This window comes from Actinomyces sp. HMSC075C01, assembly GCF_001812965.1.
Lineage (GTDB): Bacteria > Actinomycetota > Actinomycetes > Actinomycetales > Actinomycetaceae > Actinomyces > Actinomyces acetigenes.
On the sequence record NZ_KV810978.1, the window covers coordinates 34,297 to 53,914 of the forward strand.

Here is a 19,618-nt window from a genome sequence, read left to right on the forward strand (position 1 = left end):
TGACCGAGCCGTCGAGCGAGCCGAGTCCACCCCGACGGCGCCCCTCGCACGTTCTGCCGTAGACTCCCCTCCGTGGCCACTGACTTCTCCGCTGAGATCGAACGACTCCGACACACCTATGCCTCCATCGCCGCGGTGACCGACCCCGAGGCCCTGCGCGCCCGGATCGCCGAGCTCTCCGAGCAGGCCTCCGCACCCGACCTGTGGGATGACCCCGACTCCGCCCAGGTGGTCACCTCCGCACTGTCCCACGCCCAGGCCGACCTCAAGCGGGTCGAGAGCCTGGGGGAGCGCATTGAGGACCTCGAGGCGATGGTCGAGCTCGCCGGCGAGGAGGAGGGCGAGGACGCCGCCGAGATCCTCGTCGAGGCCGAGACGGACCTGGCGGCCATCAGCAAGGACCTTTCCGACCTGGAGATTCGCACGCTGCTCAGCGGCGAGTACGATCCGCGCGACGCCGTCGTCACCATCCGCTCGGGCGCCGGCGGCGTGGACGCCGCCGACTTCGCCGAGATGCTCCTGCGCATGTACACCCGCTGGGCCGAGCGGCACGACTACCCCGTCAAGGTCCTCAACACCTCCTACGCCGAGGAGGCGGGCCTGAAGTCGGTCACCTTCGAGGTCCACGCCCCCTACGCCTACGGCACCCTGAGCGTCGAGGGCGGCACGCACCGCCTGGTGCGCATCAGCCCCTTCGACAACCAGGGACGCCGCCAAACCTCCTTCGCCGCCGTCGAGGTCATCCCGCTCATCGAGTCCACCGACCACATCGACATCCCCGAGACCGACATCCGCATCGACGTCTTCCGCTCCTCGGGCCCCGGCGGGCAGAGCGTCAACACCACTGACTCCGCCGTGCGCATCACCCACCTGCCCACGGGCCTGGTGGTCTCCATGCAGGACGAGAAGTCCCAGATCCAGAACCGCGCCGCCGCCATGCGCGTCCTCCAGTCGCGCCTGCTCCTGCTCAAGCAGCAGGAGGAGGACGCCAAGAAGAAGGAGCTCGCCGGGGACATCAAGGCCTCCTGGGGGGATCAGATGCGCTCCTACGTCCTCAACCCCTACCAGATGGTCAAGGACCTGCGGACCAACTTCGAGGTCGGCAACCCCGACTCGGTATTCGACGGCGACATTGACGGCTTCATCGACGCCGGCATCCGCTGGCGCAAGCAGCAGGAAACGGCCGAGGACTGAGCGGCTCGCTTCATCAGAAGCATCATCGGAGTCAGGGATCCCCCGGAGGGGTCCCTGATTTCTTATCCATGCGTCCCTGATTCCTCCGGGGTGCGATTGAGGTCGCAAAATGGTGAGCGTACCGTGAATTTCATGAGTACATCACATGGAAAACCTCGGTCGGTGGAAGTATCATCAACACTCTCGTCTCTCGAGTCCTCGGATCTCAGCGGGGATCGATCGAATCAAGGTCATCACCTCACTGTGGGCGGCAAGGTTCTGCGCATCGTCATCGCGTTTGCGATGATGTTCGCCTGCGCGCTCACGCCACCTTTACTGATCCAGATTCCTGCCGTCCGGTCCTTTGGTGTCGCGCACTCGCATCCCCAGAGCAATGTCGACGACGCAGTCATGGCTGCCCTCGTTCTGTTGCTCTATGGGACGGCAACGATTCTGGCTCTCATACTGTGCTATGTGCTGCGTCGTACTCTTGATCGCGGCCGCCGCGTCAGTCTGAATTTGCGTTTAGATCGTCGAGCCCTGTTGTGGGCGGTGGGGATGGTTCTCGTTGCAGTCGCGGTGAATCTCGCGGTCGCCGGTATTGTCCACGCCCTCGGTCTTGCTGGCGGGAATGAGGGGATGCCAAATAGGCCTTGGTGGTTTATCGCTGCGGCGATCTTCTCTCAGGCCTTTTTTCTGCAGGGTATTCCTGAAGAGATAATCTGGCGAGGCTGGCTCTTCTCCTCACTGGGCGAGACGCGTTTCGCAGCTGTATCCAGTGTCCTCGGATTCACCGTTCTTCATCTCTTATCCCAAGGAGGTCAGCAGAATCTCTTCGAGCACCTCACGTATCTCGCCTTGCCGTGCGGATTTGCGGTGACAGCATTGACTGTTCGAATGATCTCCGGGTCTACCTGGGCGGCCATCGGCGTGCACGGAGGAATTCATGTGGCGAACGACGTGTTGTCGGATCGGCTGCATCTCCCCAGCGGGTCGATCACCTGGATTATCCAAGGCCTGCTCTGGGCCGCGGTCGGCCTTCTCATTCTCGCCATCCACCGCCGTCGTCAGCGGCAGGCGGCGTTAACAGACCGGACACGTTGACCCCCTCCATCTCCAGGAGCCGTTCCTTACGGTCGACCCCTCCCGCGTATCCGCGCAGGCTCCCGTCGGAGGCGAGCACGCGGTGGCACGGCACGATGAGAACGATCGGATTGCGCCCGACCGCGCCACCCACGGCCTGGGCAGACATCTGCTTGCGGCCCATGCGATGCGCAACCTCGGCAGCGATACGGGCATAGGTGCTGGTGGCGCCGAAGGGGATGGAGAGCATGATGGAGGTGACCATCTTCTTGAAGTCGGAGCCCTCGACCCTGATCGGCGGGGTGAAACCCGGGTCGGCGCCCTCGAAGTAGGCGTCGAGCCACTGGGCCGTCTGTGTGAAGACGGGCAGGTGGGGCCGGAGTACCGCGTCGTCGCTGATCGTCGAGCGGTCGTACTTCTGACCGTCGAACCACAGACCCGTGAGGTACTCGCCGTCGCCGGCCATGGTCATGGCCCCCAACGGGGACTCGTAGCGGCTGAGGCAGGGCATCGGTCCCTCCTTCTCGTTCCTCTTCCTGCTCATGGTGTCACGCCCGGGCACGGTTCTAACTCTCATCGGCTCGCTGCGGAGCCGCGTGCACCGTCTCACCTCCGTCGTCGTCGCCATTGCTCCGGGGCTCCCTTAGGCTTGGCTACGGTGCGCAGGGCGGGACCGGTCGGTCGCCGTCGTCGCGCAGAACCTCCGCTCACACCCTGACGAAAGGCGCAGACGAGCAGTGGCTGAGTACATCTACCAGATGATCAAGGCGCGCAAGGCCCACGGTGACAAGGTCATCCTCGACGACGTCACCATGGCCTTCCTCCCCGGAGCCAAGATCGGCATGGTCGGCCCCAACGGTGCCGGCAAGTCCTCCATCCTCAAGATCATGGCCGGCATCGACCAGCCCTCCAACGGTGAGGCCCGCCTGACCCCCGGCTACAGCGTCGGCATCCTCCTGCAGGAGCCCCCGCTCAACGAGGACAAGACGGTGCTCGGCAACGTCGAGGAGGGTGTTGCCGAGATCAAGTCCAAGCTGGACCGCTACAACGAGATCAGTGCCGCCATGGCGGACCCGGACGCCGACTTCGACGCCCTTATGGCGGAGATGGGCACCCTGCAGGACGCCCTGGACGCCGCCAACGCCTGGGACCTCGACTCCCAGCTCGAGCAGGCCATGGACGCCCTGCGCTGCCCCCCGCCGAACGCCGAGGTCAAGCACCTCTCCGGTGGTGAGCGCCGCCGCGTCGCCCTGTGCAAGCTGCTCCTCGAGGCCCCCGACCTCCTCCTGCTGGACGAGCCCACCAACCACCTCGACGCCGAGTCCGTCCTCTGGCTCGAGCAGCACCTGGCCAGCTACCAGGGCGCCGTCATCGCCGTCACCCACGACCGCTACTTCCTCGACCACGTCGCCGAGTGGATCGCCGAGGTCGACCGCGGCCACCTCTACCCCTACGAGGGCAACTACTCCACTTACCTGGAGACCAAGGAGAAGCGCCTCGAGGTCCAGGGCAAGAAGGACGCCAAGCTCGCCAAGCGCCTCAAGGAGGAGCTTGAGTGGGTGCGTTCGTCGGCCAAGGGACGCCAGGCCAAGTCCAAGGCCCGTCTGGCCCGCTACGAGGAGATGGCAGCCGAGGCCGAGCGCACCCGCAAGCTCGACTTCGAGGAGATCCAGATCCCGCCGGGGCCCCGACTGGGCAGCCTGGTCCTGGAAGCCACCAACCTCAAGAAGGGCTTCGACGGACGCACCCTCATCGACGGGCTCTCCTTCACCCTGCCGCGCAACGGCATCGTCGGGGTCGTCGGCCCCAACGGCGTCGGGAAGTCCACCCTGTTCAAGACCATCGTGGGTCTGGAACCGCTCGACGGCGGAGACCTCAAGATCGGCCAGACCGTCAAGCTCTCCTACGTCGACCAGTCCCGAGCTGGCATCGACCCCAAGAAGACCCTCTGGGAGGTCGTCTCCGACGGCCTGGACTACATCCAGGTCGGCAACGTGGAGATGCCCTCGCGCGCCTACGTCGCCTCCTTCGGCTTCAAGGGGGCCGACCAGCAGAAGCCGGCCGGCGTGCTCTCCGGCGGCGAGCGCAACCGCCTCAACCTGGCCCTGACCCTCAAGCAGGGCGGCAACCTCATCCTCCTGGACGAGCCCACCAACGACCTCGACGTCGAGACCCTGGGCTCCCTGGAGAACGCCCTGCTGGAGTTCCCCGGCTGCGCCGTGGTCATCACCCACGACCGCTGGTTCCTCGACCGTGTGGCCACCCACATCCTGGCCTGGGAGGGAACGGATAAGAACCCGGCCAGCTGGTACTGGTTCGAGGGGAACTTCGCCTCCTACGAGGAGAACAAGGTTGAGCGCCTCGGCCCCGAGGCGGCCCGCCCCCACCGGGTCACCTACCGCAAGCTGACCCGCGACTGAGCGGAGCTCGCCAGGTCGGCCGCATCAGAAGGAGAAGCGCCATTCCCCCAGCCATCTGGCTGAGGGAATGGCGCTTCTCGTCCTGCTTCAGACGGCGAGTTCACGCGTCTTGTCGGTTGGTGCCGATCGCACTTAAGGTGTTGTGATGAGTAGGAACACCCTAGGGCTCATCCCCGAAGGCGGCGTTATCGGGAGGCTCCCGTTCGAGGGTGAGTGGCTGACCGAGCGCAGCCCCACAGGCCGCGTTCCCAGCCATGGGACTCACCTGTTCGCCACCACGTACGCGTTTGACTTCGTCGCCGTCGACGACGATGGTCTCACGGCTCCAGCACGCAGCCTGCGTGCGCTCTTCATCCCCGAACCGCCAGAGCTCTTCCACGCCTTCGGCCGTCCCCTGTACTCGCCCGTTGCGGGAACCGTGGTCTCCGTTCACGACGGCGAGCCCGACCACGAGGCGCGCCGCTCGATGCTGACGCTCATCCCGTACGGATTGACCCAGCCCCAGCGGATTCGGCGGGGACTGACTGCGGTCCTCGGGAATCATGTCATCATCCAGGTCGCAGAAAGCCCATACTACGTTGGGCTCGTGCACCTTCAGCGAGGCTCTGTTCGGGTGTCTCCTGATGAGCGGGTGTGCGCCGGCGATCAGATCGGCAGATGCGGTAACTCCGGGAACTCCACGCAGCCTCATCTCCACGTTCAAGCCATGGACAGCCCTGATGCTTATGCCGCGAAGGGTGTGCCGCTCCGGTTTGAGGAGTTCCGGCAACGCAGCCCGCAGCAAGGTGCTCCCTGGGAGCTTTGCCGGCAGTCATGCCCCGAGCAGGGCTCGATCATCACTCAGCCTTGAGGTGACGCCACGGAATGAACCTCGGAGCCGGCGTGATGACCGGTCGCGGGGCGCTGGGACCTGATCGTGGCGAGAAGCGGGGGACGGGCCTACGGCACAGCGCGCAGCTCCTGATCGGGGACGTACTTCTCCGACGAGGACTGCGTTCTCCTGCAAACCTCTGAGATCCGGCAGCAGTCGCATGGGGGAGAAGTACGTCCTGGACGGAGAACGCAGTCCCCGACCCATACATCGGACTCCGAGGCCGCCATGGCCGCTCACGACGGCATGCCCTCCTGAAGATGGCGGGAACCATATGCTCCCTTGTTAAGCCGGATAGCGTTCCTCGAACCACGCCACCACTGTGTCAAGATGCGGGGGCCGGCCAATGAAGTGCTGGCCGCCCTCGACCTGGACGAGTTCGACCCCCGGGGGCGCCGACGAACCGGCTGAGGGTGTCCAGAGGGACCACTTCATCCTGGTCGCCGCGAATCATCCAGCTGGGAGTGTCCAGCTTTGCGGGATGCTCCTCCACGAAACGTAGGTAGGGCCAATCGAGCACCCCGCGAGGCGTGTGGATGACGGTCTGCGCCTCCAGCTGCTCATCGGTCACCGAGTACTCGGCCATCATGTCTCGGATGTAGTACTCGAGGTCAAGAAGCGGTGAGACCAGCCAGGCGCGCTCGAAGGTCCCGGCAGGTGTGTCGCACAAGGAGAAGTAGGCCCCGATGCTGTTCGCGAGCAGACTGACCTCGGTGGACTGGCTTCGGGCCAGCCGTGCGAACGCCCGCACCTCGGGGCTCGCGTCCATAGGGGTGAAGGCCTTGTCATCCTGACGATCACCGTGGCCGGGCAGATCGAAAGTGATCAGCTGGTCGCCCCACGAGGCAATCACGTCACCGCACCGCGCCATGACGGGATCACGCTTGTTCGAGAACTGTCCGTGCACACCGACAACGGCCCGCCCACCGGGCTTCCCCCACCTCAAGGCGGGAACTCCGTCAAGGACGACTTCCTCCGGCTCACAGCTCATGGATCATCTCTCCTTCAGAACCAGAATCCCGTGAACAGCTCCATTCGGCGTAAGCCACGAGAATGTCGGGAACTCCGACCTCCCTGAAGAGAACGACGTCCAGAGCGCCTTTCTGAAGGGAGGGCGTCAGCCGGGGATGGTACTGCCGTCGTCGCCCTCGCCCATACGGATCCGCCAACGTCCCGAACCGCCGTCGGACTGAGAAGCAGCGGGCATGCGCACCATGCCCTCCTGGGCGATGGTCGACACCAGCCGGCCGGATGAGTCGAAGACCTGCGCGCGAGCCATGCCGCGGCCGCCCTGTGAGGAGGGGGAGTCCTGCACGTAGAGCAGCCAGTCGCCCATGTCCACGTCCCGGTGGAACCACTGGGCGTGGTCGAGGGTCGCCAGGCTCATGCCCTCGCTGCGCCAGGACAGTCCTTGGCTTCGCAGCACCGGCTCCAGCATCACCTGGTCGCACACGTAGGCCAGCAGCGCCCGGTGCACGGTCTGGGAGGTCTGCTCCGGGATGCGGCTGCGCGAGCGCATCCATAGGTGCTGGCCGCTGGCACGCTCCTTGGCGGGCCGCAGGTAGAGATTGCCCTCCACGTGCCTGAGGTCGAAGGCCGCCGTGCGCCCCAGGAAACGCGCCACCGGATGGTCGATGGTGCGGAAGATCTCCAGCGCGCTCGTTAAGTCCTCAGGGCGCGGAACTGAGGGGGCTGCGACATGGAGGTCAGCGCCCTCCTGCTCCTCCTGGAAGGAGGTGAGCATCGTCAGGATCGGCGTGCCCTCCTGGGAGGCGGCGGTGCGCCGTTGGGAGAAGGACCGCCCGTCGTGCAGGCGCTCGACGGCGAAGGTGATTGGCGTATCGGGCTGCCCGCCCCTCATGAAGAAGGCGTGGACCGAGTGCGGCAGGCGTTCACCGTCACCGTCGTCCTCCACCGTGGCGGCCGCGGCGAGCATGCCCTGGGCCACTACCTGACCTCCGTAGACCCGCCCTGAGAGCTGGGGCAGGGAGCCCCCGGAGAAGACATCCTCCCCGTCACCCGTCGCCAGGCTGAGGATTCGGGTCACCGACCCGAGGGGCTCCTCCGTGGCGACGGGGACGGGGTATGGGGTTGTCACAGACCGAGCTCCTCCAGGATCGGAAGCTTGGCGCGCACTGCTGCGCGCGCGTCCTCGGCCGTCGCCGCGTCCAGGGCGATCCTCGCCAGCTCCTGGCACTCGGCGAGCGTGACGGACTTCAGGACGGCGTCGACATCCGGTAGCGCGCGTGCCGTCATCGACAGGGAGGCGACTCCCAGCCCCACGAGGACGGCGGCCAGTGCCGGGTCCGCCGCGGCCTCACCGCACACGCCCACCGGACGTCCCCTGTGGGAGGCCCCCTCGCACGCGGTACTGATCAGACGCAGAACGGCCGGCTGCCAGGCCGTGGACAGATCCGCCAGCGAGGACAGCAGGCGGTCTGCCGCCATGACGTACTGGGTGAGGTCGTTGGTGCCCACGGAGGCGAAGTCGGCGTGCTCGAAGAGCTTGTCGGCCATGAGTGCGGCCGAGGGCACCTCGATCATCATGCCGGCCGTCTTCAGACCGTAGGAGCGGGCCTTCTGCGTGAAGGCCTCGGCCTCCCCGGCCGTGGAGATCATCGGGGCCATGACCCACACCTTGGCCTCGGTGGCGGCCTCGGCCTTGGCCAGCGCCTCGAGCTGGTGATCCAGGACCTCGGGGTCGCGGCGCGTCGTGCGGTAGGCGCGCACTCCGAGCGCCGGGTTGGCCTCGGTGGCGTCAGTCAGGAAGGGCAACGGCTTGTCCGCGCCGGCGTCGAGAGTACGGACCACGACCTTCTTCCCGGGGAACGCCTCCAGGACTCCCTGGTAGGCCTCCACCTGAGCCTCCACCGTGGGCTCCTCAGGCTGGTCCAGGAAGCAGAACTCGGTGCGGAACAGTCCGATGCCCATGGCTCCGGCCTCCGCGGCGCTACGGGCGCCGGCTGCGTCACCGACATTGGCCAGCAGCTGGACCTCGTGGCCGTCCTTCGTGGCTCCGTCGCCGTTGAAGACGCGCACGCGGGAGGCAAGCTCCCGCGCCCGGCGCAGAGCGTCCTCGGAGGGGTTGATGGTGATGCTTCCCTTAGTGCCGTCAACCAGGACGATGTCGCCGTCGGACAGCGCGTCGGTGACCTTCTCGCCGGTGCCGACGATCGCCGGCATGCCCAGCGCGCGCGCCAGGATCGCGGTGTGGGAGGTGGGGCCGCCCTCGGAGGTGATGAAGGCGATGACCTTCTCAGGGTCCAGCAGCGCGGTGTCGGCCGGGGCGAGGTCGGCCGCCACGAGCACGAAGGGCTCAGGCAGGCGGGGGATCCCCGGCATCGGGGACTCGGTCAGAACGGCGACGATGCGGTCGCGGACGTCCTGGACGTCACGGGTGCGCTCGGCCATGTAGCCGCCCAGGGACTCCAGCATGGCGGCCAGCGTTCCCGCCGACTCCCACACGGCGCGCTCTGGGACCAGGCGCTTCTCGCGCACCATGGCCTGCGCCGTTGAGGTCAGGGTGGGGTCGGCGGCCATCTGCGCGGTGGTCTCAAGGAGGGTTCGGGCCTCGGCCTTGGCCTCGGCCGCGGACAGCTCCAGGCCCTTCTTGACCCGTTGGGCCGCCAGCGCGATGCGCTCGCACTCCTTCTCGATGTCGCGACTGGGCTCGAGGGTCGCGATCTCGGGCTCAGGAATGGGAGGTGCCATCCTGGCGACGGGGCCGGCCACAAGGCCAGGGCTCACACCGATGCCGGACAGGGTTGTGGAGGTGGTGTCGGACACTGTCATGTGGTGCTCCTCATCGGAGACGAATGGGGATCATCGCTCATTGTGCCCCGAATGTGGTCGGAAAGAGACATTTCCGCCAGGGGAATAACGATCTCCTCTGCGGCGGCGTCGAGGCATCTATCGCGTTCTCGTAAGGTTACGTGAGTGAGCGCCGTCATGCGAGGAAGGTTCTCCGGCGCTGCCGTCCGCTGCCGTCCGCTGCCGTCTCCCGTGCGGCAGGCGCCCGCGGCTTCCGTGCACGTGCGTCTTCCTGCCGACCGGAGCTCTTCGCCGCGGAACCCGCGGAGGTGGGATAAAGTGATCGTGAGCACGAAGGACCTCAGCTGCCCGACCACGCGCATGACAGACGGGGATTGCACGAGGACGGGAACCGGGAAGGAGAAGCCATGAGTACTGCATCAGACATCGTCGCCGGTCTCGGCGGCCAGGAGAACATCACCGACCTCGAGCCGTGCATCACGCGCCTGCGCGTCGAGGTAACCGATCAGACGAAGGTTGATGAGGAGGCGCTGCGAGCGGCCGGTGCCTTCGGCGTGGTGCGTTCGGGCCGCGTCGTCCAGGTCGTCGTGGGGCCCACGGCGGACAACCTCGCCTCAGAGATCGCAGCTCTCTGACTGATCGCCTCCGTTCCCGGACGGTCTGCATGGTCGCCCGGCTCCAGTGCCTTCAGCATGGAGCCGGGCGATCTGCCTTCGCCCGCACGGCGGTCGGGCGCATGCCGGCAGCGGGACCCCCGGTCTCGCCGTCTGGTCAGCCGCCTGCCGACCGGCTGTGGGGTCTTGGGCACGCGTTCCCCGAGCTGCTCATCGGTAGTGGCGCCATCGTGCGGCCTCATGGTGAAACAGTTGCAGCAAAACGTCAGGAGATACGGTGCGGCGGGTGCACAACCCTCAGCCGTTAGGGCACACTTGGACACTGCTAGTCCTGCTAGCGCCCGCGTTCCGATCCGACCCATCCATCCCCAGGGGTGATGGCGGAGGGCAACCCTGCTCCACGCCCGCTCCATGGCGCTCTATCGCACATCTGCTCACGCAAGGCTGACCCACGCACATGAACGAGTTCAACGACGACCTGTTACCTGCTTCCGAGAGCCTCAAGCAACTGGCTGAGGCGCACGGTGTCTCCACCGAGTACTGGGACTATCACGGCAACCTTGCCTCTCCCTCAAGCGCCACTCTCAGGGCCGTACTAGCCGCGTTAGGGGTGAACACCCATTCCGAGGAGGAGATCGGGCGCGCTCTGCGAGAGGTCGAGGACGCCCCTTGGCGGCAGGCGCTTGCCCCCACAGTCGTCACGCGCGGCGGTGTGGAGTCCACCGTCCCCGTCTACGTGCCCGACGGCGCCAAGGTGCGGGTGCGCGTCGAGCTCGAGGATGGGGAGGTCCGTGAGCTGACTCAGACTGAGGACTGGACCGTGCCCCGGGAGGTGGACGGCGTCAAGCGCGGCCGCGCCTCCTTCATCCTCGGAGCCGATCTGCCCCTGGGGTGGCACCGCCTCATCGCCGAGGTCAGCCCCGGCTCCACTGACCAGGCGGCCCCGCAGGGGGCTCATGCCGCGGCGCCCGCCGACGGCGAGGCGGAGACCATCACCGTGACCTCGGCGCTGGCGGTCACCCCCAACCACCTTGATCTGCCCGAGTCTCTCGGCGATCGAGGCTGGGGAGTCATGGCCCAGCTGTACTCGACCCGCTCGCGCGGGTCGTGGGGGACCGGTGACACCGACGACCTCACCGAGCTCGCCGCCTTTCTGGGGGACCAGGGGGCCGACTTCCTGCTCATCAACCCGCTGCACGCGGCTGAGCCGGTGGCGCCGATGACCTGCTCACCTTACTTGCCGGTGACGCGCCGCTTCGTCAACCCCCTCTACATCCGGCCGGAGAACATCCCCGAAGTGGCCCGCCTGTCCGGCCCCAAGCGCTCGCTGGTGCAGTGGGCCTTCGAGGAGGTCAAGGACAGTGACCTCAGCGCCGAGCCGATCGACCGCGACGCGGCGTGGAAGGCCAAGCGCGAGGCCCTCGAGGTCATCTTCGCGGCCGGTCGCTCCTACTCCCGCCAGCGGGACTTCGAGCGTTTCCGTGCTGAGCAGGGCGAGGGACTGGAGCGCTTCGCCCTGTGGAGCGCGCTGGTGGAGAAGCACGGGCCCCTGGACACCTGGCCCGCCACGCTGCGGGAGGCGGACTCCGCCTACGTCGCCAACGAGGCGCACCAGCTGGCCGAGCGCATCGACTTCTTCGCCTGGCTGCAGTGGATCGTCGACGAGCAGCTGGCCCGTGCCCAGGCTGAGGCTCTGGCTTCGGGGATGGCCCTGGGCATCATGGATGACCTCGCGGTGGGAGTGCACTCGCAGGGAGCTGACGTGTGGTCCAACCCGGAGGCCTTCGCCTCCGGAGTCACCGTGGGGGCTCCGCCGGACATGTACAACCAGCAGGGGCAGAACTGGTCCCAGCCGCCGTGGAACCCTCAGTACCTGGTGCGCAGCGCCTACGCCCCCCTGCGTGACATGGTGCGCACAGTCCTGCGCCACGCCGGCGCGCTGCGCGTGGACCACATCATCGGCCTGTTCCGCCTGTGGTGGATCCCTGAGGGTATGGGGGCGGACCACGGCGCCTACGTGCGTTACGACCATGAGGCCATGCTCGGCGTCGTGCTCCTGGAGGCATACCGGGCCGGTGCCGTCGTCATCGGTGAGGACCTGGGGACCGTGGAGCCCTGGGCGCGCGACTACCTGGCCAGTCGTGGTGTGCTGGGAACCAGCGTCCTGTGGTTCGAGAAGCAGCACGACGGCTGGCCCCTCCAGCCTCAGGACTACCGCAGGCTCGCCCTGTCCACGGTCAACACCCATGATCTTCCCCCGACTGCCGGTTACCTGGCTGACGAGCACGTCGATCTGCGTGAGCGCCTCGGCCTGCTCACGGAGCCGGTCGAGCAGGTGCGCACCGAGGCGCGCATCGAGCGCGACCGGATGACCGCCCGACTGCGCGAGCACGGCCTGCTGGGGGACGCCCCCACCGAGCGTCAGGTCGTGGAGGCCCTGCACCGTTACGTGGTGCGCACTCCCTCGGTCCTGGTCGGCGTCGCCCTGGTTGACGGCGTGGGGGAGCGGCGCGCTCAGAACCAGCCCGGCACCGACCAGGAGTACCCCAACTGGCGGATCCCTCTGGCCGACGGCGCGGGCGAGGTCGTCCTGGTCGACGACCTGCCCGAGAACGCACGCCTGGGCAGCCTGCTGAGCGCCGTACGCGACGAGATGGCTTCTCAGGACTGATGTCACTCGGTCAGCGCCCGCCGGATCGGGCGGGCCGGAGTCGGGTGAACTGCTGAGATGCTGTGGTCCCGGCCGTCGTACTGGCGGCCGGGACCACACGTTGTTGCGGGCGAGGCCCGATGGAACCGGACCCGCGTTCGGGTCTACGCCCAGGTCATGAGCGTGTCGCCGGCTGCGACTGTGCGGTCGGGAGACACCGGCTCCAGGTCGGACTCATCGCCCTCCAGAGCGATGACCGGGACGATCGGGTTGAGCCCACCGGCCTCGATCTGAGCGGGGGACCAGCTGATGATGGGGCTGCCCGCTTCGACTCTCTGCCCCTCATCGGCCCAGAGAGTGAAGCCGCTGCCCCCCAGACTCACGGTGTCCAGCCCCAGGTGGACCAGGACGCTGCGGCCGTCATCGTTGGTGATGACGTAGGCGTGGGGGTGGATCTTCATGACGGTTCCGCTGATCGGTGCCAGGGCGCTGACCTCGCCCCCGCCAGCGGGGTCCGGGGTGATGGCCACCCCGGGGCCGACGATCTTGCCGGAGAAGACGGGGTCGGGAACATCGCTGAGGGCGACGACGACGCCGGATACCGGCGACTGGACAGTCAGGCTCACCGCAGGTCCTCGATATCCTCTGCGATCGTGTCTGCGTTGGGGCCGACCACGACCTGCACGATATCGCCGAGCTTGACGACCCCGTGCGCTCCCGCGGCCTTCAGGGCCGCCTCGTCCACGAGGGAACCGTCCTCCAGCTCGCAGCGCAGCCGCGTGATGCAGGGCTCGATCTCCACGATATTGTCGAATCCTCCGAGGGCGTCGACGATGCTCTGTGCCTGAGACATGGGTTCCTCCTGGGTCTGCCCGGGGTGTGCCGGGCTCGGTGGGTGATGGTGCCGAGATGAGGCGTCAGGACGCGGGGGAGGTGCAGTCAGGTGCGGCACCTTCGCCGGTACCGGACTAATGGTCCATACCAGTACCCCATGGTACAGGGCGCTTGGAGGTTGTCCAGTACTGACCTGCAACAGCCCAATTAGGCTACGAGCGGTCGGGGCGGAAGGCGGGTTTGGGGGCGGCCACCGGGACCCACAGGGTGTAGCGGTCGGCGCGGAACAGGGTGCGCGAGTAGTCGATGGCACAGTGCTCGTGGAAGGTGCGCCGGGTGATGTCCAGCGTCGGGGCTCCCTCCTGGACGGAGAGCAGCGCTGCTTCCTGGGCCGTGGCCGCGTGGGCCTCGATCACGTCCTCACCCCACTGCGGCGCCAGGTCGGCCTGGGTCAGCTCGGCGTAGACCGAGAAGTTAGGGTTGGTGCGCAACAGATTGGGTAGGAGTGCTGCGGGAATCCAGTTCTCCTCGATCGCCATGGGGATGGCGTTGGCTGTCAGTAGGCGACGCAGGTGATGGACCTCGGCCCCGGCCTCGAGCTCGAGCGCCTCCGCCACGGTCTCACTGGAGGCGATGGTCTTGGCCTGCAGCATGACGACGCCGGGCTCCATCCCGCGGCGTTGCATCTCCTGGGTGAAGGAGGTCAGCCGGACCTGCAGGTCAAGCTTCGGGGGCGCCACGAACGTTCCCTTGCCCTGGTGGCGCTCCAGGACACCGTCAACGACGAGGGTGTCGATGGCTTGGCGCACGGTCATGCGGGAAACCTCGAACTGCTCGCACAGCTCGCGCTCGGAGGGCACCGGGCTGCCGGTGGCGAGACCGTTCCTGACCAGGTCCAGCAGGTGATTGCGCACGATGACGTACTTTGCCGGCTTCTTACCTGCGTTTTTGGGCATGGGACTCCCCTGGTTGACAGCGGGTGGAGGCGGCCAGGAGAAGGGGTGTGCCTGCGACCACTGCTTCCGCTCCGTCGTATCGATTTTCATATCATTATGGCCGACGAGTGCGTCCCGCGCTTGACATTGAAGAGTATATCGGTTTTTCTGGTAGCACTGGTCCAGACGTGTTCGGTGTCGATCCGTCCCGACTACCACCGTCACGGTGGCTATCTCTGACGCGGCAGTGCAGCCGCGCGATCCTGAACTGGAGAACACTCATGTCAGACAAGAAGAAGACGGGCGGCGCCTTCGCCCTTGCTCAGCGTCTGGGGAGATCCCTGATGCTGCCCATTGCCACGCTTCCGGCGGCGGGTCTGCTGCTGCGTCTGGGGCAGGCGGATATGCTGGGGGCCGAGGGGCTCGCCTCGAAGCTGTCCTGGTTGCAGCCTGTCGCAGACATCTTCGCCGCGGCCGGTGGAGCGGTCTTCGATAACCTGCCCCTCATCTTCGCCGTCGGCGTCGCCGTGGGTTTCGCCAAGAAGGCCGACGGCTCCACCGGAGTGGCCGCACTGTTCGGCTTCCTCGTCTACCGGGCAGTCACCTGGACCATGTCCCCCATCATCATGGGCGAGCCCGCACCCCTGAGCAAGGAGGCCCTGGACTGCCTCCACTCCTTCGATCCCGCCAAGGGTGAGATCGCACAGGTCGGCCCCTGGAACCAGGGAGTCAAGCTCTGTGACATCCCCACCCAGACTCCCATCAACTACGGGGTCCTGGGCGGTATCGTCATCGGCATCGTCGCCGCTCTGCTCTGGCAGCGCTACTACCGCGTCAAGCTGCCCGACTGGCTGGCTTTCTTCGGCGGACGCCGCTTCGTCCCCATCGTCACCTCCGGCGCCGCGCTTGTCATCGCCCTGGTCATGTCGGCGCTCTACCCGGCCTTCAACTGGCTCATCAACGAACAGCTCGGCGGCTGGCTCATCAATGCCGGGAACTCCAAGGGCATCGCCGGCGCCCTGGCGGTCTTCGTCTTCGGTACCGTCAACCGGCTGCTCATCCCCTTCGGTCTGCACCACCTGCTCAACTCCGTGCCCTGGTTCCAGCTCGGCTCCTGCCAGACGGCCTCGGGCGGTACTGCGCACGGTGACCTCACCTGCTTCTTCCAGGGTGTGGACGGCTCGAACTCGTGGACCGGGGGCTTCATGACCGGATTCTTCCCGATCATGATGTTCGCGCTGCCCGCCGCCGCCCTGGCCATCTGGCACACGGCCAAGCCCGCCAAGCGCAAGGCGACCGGCGCCCTCATGATCTCGGTGGCCCTGACCGCCTTCATCACCGGCATCACCGAGCCCCTCGAGTACGCCTTCGCCTACGTGGCCTTCCCGATCTACGCCGTCCACGCGGTGCTGACCGGCTCCTCCCTGGCCGTCGCCAACCTGCTGGGCGCCAAGGACGGCTTCTCCTTCTCCGCAGGCGCGATCGACTACCTGCTCAACTTCGGCAAGTCCGCCGAGCTCTCCGGTGGGGTGGTGCGTGGCCCGCTCATGATCCTCATCATGGGGCTGGTCTACGCCGTCATCTACTACTTCCTCTTCAGGTTCCTCATCGTCAAGTTCGACTTCAAGACCCCCGGGCGCGAGGACGACGACGTCGACGCCTTCGCCGCTGCGCAGGCCGCCGCCGCCAAGTCCACGGGCAAGAAGTCTGCGGAGTCATCCCGGCGCTGAGCGATGCCGGTGCCGGGATGTCGGGGCCGGCACCTCACGAGATGGGGCCGAGCGCGTCATGCGCTCGGCCCCAGCTCATTGCCTCATCCTGAGCCCGCTGAGGGCCGCAGTGCGGCGCGGCTACTGCCTGCTCTGGCTCTCAGCGGCCTGCGCCCTGGCCACCCGCAGCGTGTCATCGAGGTTCTCGCGCACGATCCGTCGCAGCGCGGCCGGGGCCTGGGCGTGGGACTCCAACCAGCCCCCCAGGGCGGCGGCCGGGTCATCAGCGCCCTTCAGGCCAACCGTGGCGCAGGACCACAGCCCCGTCAGCAGGTTCTCGGCCATGTGGAAGGTGCGTGAGGACCACACCGAGTCGATGGCCTCCACATACGCCCCCACGAAGGGAGCCAGCAGCTCGGGGTGGCGCTCGACATTGGTCAGGCCCCGCAGGACGCGCACCTGGGTCTCATTGGGCATGGAGGCGTCGTCGACGAGGGCCCGCCAGGTGGCCCGCTTCGCCTCCGGGGTCGGAATCGATGCGCGGGCCTCCGCGGCGCGCTCACGTCCTGTGGTGGTGCGGTCCCGGGCCTCCTCGGTGCGGATCTGCTCCTCCCCGCTGCGGCCGGCGGCCACCAGACCGATCAGCAGGTCCCAGCGCAGGTCCTGGTCGATGTCGAGACCGCCAAGAGTCTCGCTCCCCTCCAGAAGACCGGTGACGACGTCGAGCTGCTCATCGGTGACGGCGTGAGCGGCCAGCGCCCGAACCAGCTGGAGCTGCTTGTCGCTTCTGGCCTGGGCCGCCCGCGCCAGCTCCAGTAGCCGGTCGGCCGTTCCCGGAGCCAGATCCCGGCGCACGGCCGGGGGCAGGAAACCCGACAGGCAGGTCGTGACGCGCCCCAGCAGCCCTTGGACGACCGAGGAGTGCTCCTCCACGCCCAGTGCCCGCAGCGCCGCGTCGAGGAATCGGGAGGCGGCGAGCTCGCCGTCGCGCACCATGTCCCAGGCCGAGGCCAGGACGATCGAGCGCGGCAGGGACTCGGTGAAGGACTCGATGTGCTCGAGCCCGAAGGACAGTGAGTCCTCATCGAGGCGGACCTTGGCATAGGTGAGGTCGTCGTCGTTGAGGACGAGGACATCCGCCCGCTTGGCGCCGACCAGCTCAGGCACCTCGGTCAGCTCACCGTCGACGTCGAGCTCGATGCGGTTGGTGCGCTCCAGGCTCGCCTTCGCGCCCTGGCCGGTCAGGGTGTAGCAGCCGATCACCACCCGGTGCGGGCGCAGCGAGGCCGGTGAGTCGGCGGGGATCTCCTGAAGGACGGTGGCCCGGGTGATGAGGCCGTCGGCGTCGGTGGCCAGCTGCGTGCGCAGGGTCGTCACGCCGGCCTCCTGGAGCCACAGGCGGGTCCAGGTACTCAGGTCGCGTCCCGAGACCGCCTCCAGCTCACGGAGCAGGTCGCTCAGCTCGGCGTTGGCGTAGGCGTGCGCCGCCAGGTAGCGCTGGATGCCGGCGAAGAAGTTCTCCCTGCCCACGTAGCCCACGAGCGCGGCTAGGACCGAGGCCCCCTTGGCGTAGGTGATGCCGTCGAAGTTGACCTCGACATCGTGAAGGTCGTGGATCTCCGCGGCCACGGGGTGGGTGGAGGACAGCTGGTCCTGGTTGTAGGCCCACCCCTTCTCCAGGGTCTGGAAGGTTGTCCAGGCCTGGTTCCAGCGGGTGACCTCGGCGGTGGCCAGGGTGGAGGTGTACTCGGCGAAGGACTCGTTGAGCCACAGGTCGTTCCACCAGGTCATGGTGACCATGTCCCCGAACCACATGTGGGCCAGCTCGTGCAGGATCGTCACGGCGCGCCGCTCCACGCGGGCCTCGACGGGTCTGGAACGGAAGATGTAGTCGTCACGGTGGGTGACGCAGCCGGCGTTCTCCATCGCTCCGGCGTTGAACTCGGGGACGAAGACCTGGTCGTACTTGGTGAAGGCGTAGGGGGTGGCGAACAGGTCCTCGTAGTAGGCGAAGCCTCGTTTGGTCAGGTCCAGGATCTCTTCTGAGTCCATGTGCTCGACCAGGCTCTTACGGCAGTAGACCCCCAGTAGCACGCTGCGTCCGTCGTCGGCCACGTACTCGTCGGTCGCACCGACGTAAGGCCCGGCGACGATGGCCGTGACGTAGGAGCTCATCGGCTCGGTGGGGGCGAAGACGAAGGTGTGGGCGTCTCCTGAGCCGTCGGAGGCCTCGGCGGGAACCGGCTCAGGAGTGGGGGAGTTGGACAGCACCGTCCAGCTCGACGGCGCGGTGACCGTGAAGGTGAAGGAGGCCTTGAGATCGGGCTGCTCGAAGACCGCGAATACCCGCCGGGAGTCGGGGACCTCGAACTGGCTGTAGAGATAGGTCTCGCCGTCGGCCGGGTCGGTGAAGCGGTGCAGCCCCTCTCCGGTGTGCATGTAGGCGCAGTCGGCGACGACGACCAGCTCATTGTCCGCGGCCAGATCCTTCAACGCGATGCGCGAGTCCGTGTAAACCTCGGCGGGGTCAAGCGGGAGCCCGTTGAGGGTGATGGAGTGGACCGTCGGTGCGACGAGGTCGATAAAGGTGGAGGAACCCGGTGTGGCCGTGAAGCGTGCCGTGGTGGTGGAGCCGAAGACCGTCTCACCGCGCGTGAGGTCGAGGACGACGTCGTAGCTCTGGGTCTGTACGGCTGCGCTGCGCTCGGCGGCCTCAAGGCGAGTCAGGTTCTGACCGGGCATAAGAACTCCTGTCTGAGAGGGATGCGCTGCCCAATGAGGGTGCGCCGGGTGATTGTCTCACCTTCGGATCGACACCGGCAGTGCCTGAAGCGCCGCACAACGGCGCCGGGGGACGACACGTCGCGTGTCGTCCCCCGGCGCAGAGGCTGTTCCCGCGGCTTGGGGAACGTCAGCGGATCAGGTCACAACCGGTTCAGGCCTTGTTGCGCCGACGCACCACCAGGGCAGCGCCTCCGGCTACGACCAGGAATGCGGCGATTCCGCCGAAGACCATGCCGTTGGCACCGGTGTGGGCCAGAGACTCGTCGCTGTCCTTGGCGGTCTCGCCGCCGGCCCGGTTGTCCGAGGAGGACTCCTTGGCGTTCGAGCTCAGGTTGCTGCCCTTGTCGGCCCCGGCCTTGTTGTCGCCGGCGTTGGCCTGCTTGTCGCCACCGGTCTGCTTGTCGCCACCGGTCTGCTTGTTTCCGGCGTTGGCGTTGCTGTTGCTTCCGCCGTTGTTGCCGCCACCGTTGTTCTCGGTGGTCTTCTGCTCGCTGGCCTTCTGCTCGGTGGTCTTGTCACCGCCGGCCTGCTTGTTGCCGCCACCGTTGTTCTCAGAAGCCGAGCGCTCAGTGGTGTTCTGCTCAGTGGTCTTCTGTTCAGTGCTCTGACGCTCGGAGGTCGAGCGATCGGTGGTGTTTTGCTCCGAGTTCTGACGCTCGGAGGTGGAACGCTCGGTGGTCTTCTGTTCGGTGGTCTTGTCACCGCCACCGTTGTTCTCGGTGGTCTTCTGCTCGCTGGCCTTCTGCTCGGTGGTCTTGTCGCCTCCGGCCTGCT

Annotated in this window: 16 protein-coding genes; 7 read left to right on the forward strand and 9 right to left on the reverse strand. The window is 67.0% G+C overall.

Annotation, left to right across the window (positions count from 1 at the left end; genetic code table 11):
- Nucleotides 1-72 precede the first annotated feature (72 nt).
- A complete protein-coding gene (gene prfB, locus HMPREF2883_RS04500; protein ID WP_070659172.1) occupies nt 73-1,194 on the forward strand; it encodes a peptide chain release factor 2 in 1,122 nt (373 codons plus the stop codon).
- Between the two features lie 123 nt (nt 1,195-1,317).
- Nucleotides 1,318-2,277, forward strand: coding sequence for a CPBP family intramembrane glutamic endopeptidase (locus HMPREF2883_RS04505; RefSeq protein WP_256277321.1), 960 nt, complete (start codon nt 1,318-1,320; stop codon nt 2,275-2,277).
- Here HMPREF2883_RS04505 and HMPREF2883_RS04510 read toward each other — a convergent pair.
- Entirely contained in the window at nt 2,216-2,767 is a 552-nt protein-coding gene (locus HMPREF2883_RS04510; protein WP_070659174.1) for a methylated-DNA--[protein]-cysteine S-methyltransferase, read from the reverse strand. The two genes, HMPREF2883_RS04505 and HMPREF2883_RS04510, sit on opposite strands and share 62 nt — an antisense overlap.
- A 226-nt stretch (nt 2,768-2,993) precedes the next feature.
- Between HMPREF2883_RS04510 and ettA the strand changes: the two genes are divergently transcribed.
- Both ettA and HMPREF2883_RS04520 read left to right on the forward strand, forming a co-directional pair.
- Nucleotides 2,994-4,676 (forward strand): energy-dependent translational throttle protein EttA, encoded by a 1,683-nt coding sequence (gene ettA / locus HMPREF2883_RS04515; protein WP_070659175.1) that lies wholly within the window; start codon nt 2,994-2,996, stop codon nt 4,674-4,676.
- Between the two features lie 145 nt (nt 4,677-4,821).
- Entirely contained in the window at nt 4,822-5,526 is a 705-nt protein-coding gene (locus HMPREF2883_RS04520) for a M23 family metallopeptidase (protein WP_070659176.1), read from the forward strand.
- A gap of 346 nt (nt 5,527-5,872) precedes the next feature.
- Here the strand turns inward: HMPREF2883_RS04520 and HMPREF2883_RS04525 are convergent, their stop codons facing one another.
- From HMPREF2883_RS04525 to ptsP, 3 genes are all read right to left on the reverse strand, one after another.
- Entirely contained in the window at nt 5,873-6,538 is a 666-nt protein-coding gene (locus HMPREF2883_RS04525) for an alpha/beta fold hydrolase (protein WP_256277322.1), read from the reverse strand.
- Between the two features lie 126 nt (nt 6,539-6,664).
- Nucleotides 6,665-7,645 carry an acyl-CoA thioesterase gene (locus tag HMPREF2883_RS04530; protein WP_070659177.1) on the reverse strand — a complete coding sequence of 327 codons (981 nt, stop codon included), beginning with the start codon at nt 7,643-7,645 and terminating at the stop codon, nt 6,665-6,667.
- Entirely contained in the window at nt 7,642-9,339 is a 1,698-nt protein-coding gene (gene ptsP / locus HMPREF2883_RS04535) for a phosphoenolpyruvate--protein phosphotransferase (protein WP_070659178.1), read from the reverse strand. The genes HMPREF2883_RS04530 and ptsP overlap by 4 nt, the downstream gene beginning before the upstream one ends.
- 353 nt (nt 9,340-9,692) lie before the next feature.
- Between ptsP and HMPREF2883_RS04540 the strand changes: the two genes are divergently transcribed.
- Together HMPREF2883_RS04540 and malQ are read left to right on the forward strand one after the other, a co-directional pair.
- Complete coding sequence (locus HMPREF2883_RS04540) at nt 9,693-9,953, forward strand: PTS sugar transporter subunit IIB (RefSeq protein ID WP_256277323.1); 261 nt, start codon at nt 9,693-9,695, stop codon at nt 9,951-9,953.
- Between the two features lie 436 nt (nt 9,954-10,389).
- Complete coding sequence (gene malQ, locus HMPREF2883_RS04545) at nt 10,390-12,603, forward strand: 4-alpha-glucanotransferase (RefSeq protein WP_070659180.1); 2,214 nt, start codon at nt 10,390-10,392, stop codon at nt 12,601-12,603.
- A 143-nt stretch (nt 12,604-12,746) separates the two neighbouring features.
- Here malQ and HMPREF2883_RS04550 read toward each other — a convergent pair whose 3' ends face one another.
- From HMPREF2883_RS04550 to HMPREF2883_RS04560, 3 genes are all read right to left on the reverse strand, one after another.
- Nucleotides 12,747-13,208, reverse strand: coding sequence for a PTS sugar transporter subunit IIA (locus HMPREF2883_RS04550; protein ID WP_070659181.1), 462 nt, complete (start codon nt 13,206-13,208; stop codon nt 12,747-12,749).
- A complete protein-coding gene (locus HMPREF2883_RS04555) occupies nt 13,205-13,435 on the reverse strand; it encodes a PTS sugar transporter subunit IIB (RefSeq protein WP_070659182.1) in 231 nt (76 codons plus the stop codon). Before HMPREF2883_RS04555 ends, HMPREF2883_RS04550 begins: the two co-directional genes overlap by 4 nt.
- Before the next feature lie 193 nt (nt 13,436-13,628).
- The gene (locus HMPREF2883_RS04560) at nt 13,629-14,372 is read right to left on the reverse strand and encodes a GntR family transcriptional regulator (RefSeq protein WP_070659183.1); all 744 of its coding nucleotides are present in this window, start codon (nt 14,370-14,372) and stop codon (nt 13,629-13,631) included.
- 260 nt (nt 14,373-14,632) lie between these two features.
- Here HMPREF2883_RS04560 and HMPREF2883_RS04565 point away from each other — a divergent pair, with 260 nt between their 5' ends.
- Nucleotides 14,633-16,081: a PTS transporter subunit EIIC gene (locus tag HMPREF2883_RS04565; protein WP_070659184.1), complete on the forward strand. Its 1,449-nt coding sequence runs from the start codon at nt 14,633-14,635 to the stop codon at nt 16,079-16,081.
- A 120-nt stretch (nt 16,082-16,201) separates the two neighbouring features.
- Here the strand turns inward: HMPREF2883_RS04565 and pepN are convergent, their stop codons facing one another.
- Both pepN and HMPREF2883_RS04575 read right to left on the reverse strand, forming a co-directional pair.
- On the reverse strand, nt 16,202-18,802 hold the full coding sequence (gene pepN, locus HMPREF2883_RS04570; protein ID WP_070659185.1) for an aminopeptidase N: 2,601 nt from the start codon (nt 18,800-18,802) through the stop codon (nt 16,202-16,204).
- Nucleotides 18,803-18,995: 193 nt separating this feature from the next.
- Nucleotides 18,996-19,618: LPXTG cell wall anchor domain-containing protein (locus tag HMPREF2883_RS04575; protein WP_141759030.1), on the reverse strand; the 623-nt coding region annotated here is incomplete at its 5' end.

Excerpts from the sequence above, each read along its gene's own strand:
- HMPREF2883_RS04565 (WP_070659184.1), top strand. The coding sequence starts at position 14,633 with ATGTCAGACAAGAAGAAGACGGGCGGCGCCTTCGCCCTTGCTCAGCGT.
- HMPREF2883_RS04555 (WP_070659182.1), bottom strand. The coding sequence starts at position 13,435 with ATGTCTCAGGCACAGAGCATCGTCGACGCCCTCGGAGGATTCGACAAT.
- HMPREF2883_RS04525 (WP_256277322.1), bottom strand. The coding sequence starts at position 6,538 with ATGAGCTGTGAGCCGGAGGAAGTCGTCCTTGACGGAGTTCCCGCCTTG.
- pepN (WP_070659185.1), bottom strand. The coding sequence starts at position 18,802 with ATGCCCGGTCAGAACCTGACTCGCCTTGAGGCCGCCGAGCGCAGCGCA.
- HMPREF2883_RS04510 (WP_070659174.1), bottom strand. The coding sequence starts at position 2,767 with ATGCCCTGCCTCAGCCGCTACGAGTCCCCGTTGGGGGCCATGACCATG.
- HMPREF2883_RS04520 (WP_070659176.1), top strand. The coding sequence starts at position 4,822 with ATGAGTAGGAACACCCTAGGGCTCATCCCCGAAGGCGGCGTTATCGGG.
- ptsP (WP_070659178.1), bottom strand. The coding sequence starts at position 9,339 with ATGACAGTGTCCGACACCACCTCCACAACCCTGTCCGGCATCGGTGTG.
- HMPREF2883_RS04560 (WP_070659183.1), bottom strand. The coding sequence starts at position 14,372 with ATGCCCAAAAACGCAGGTAAGAAGCCGGCAAAGTACGTCATCGTGCGC.
- malQ (WP_070659180.1), top strand. The coding sequence starts at position 10,390 with ATGAACGAGTTCAACGACGACCTGTTACCTGCTTCCGAGAGCCTCAAG.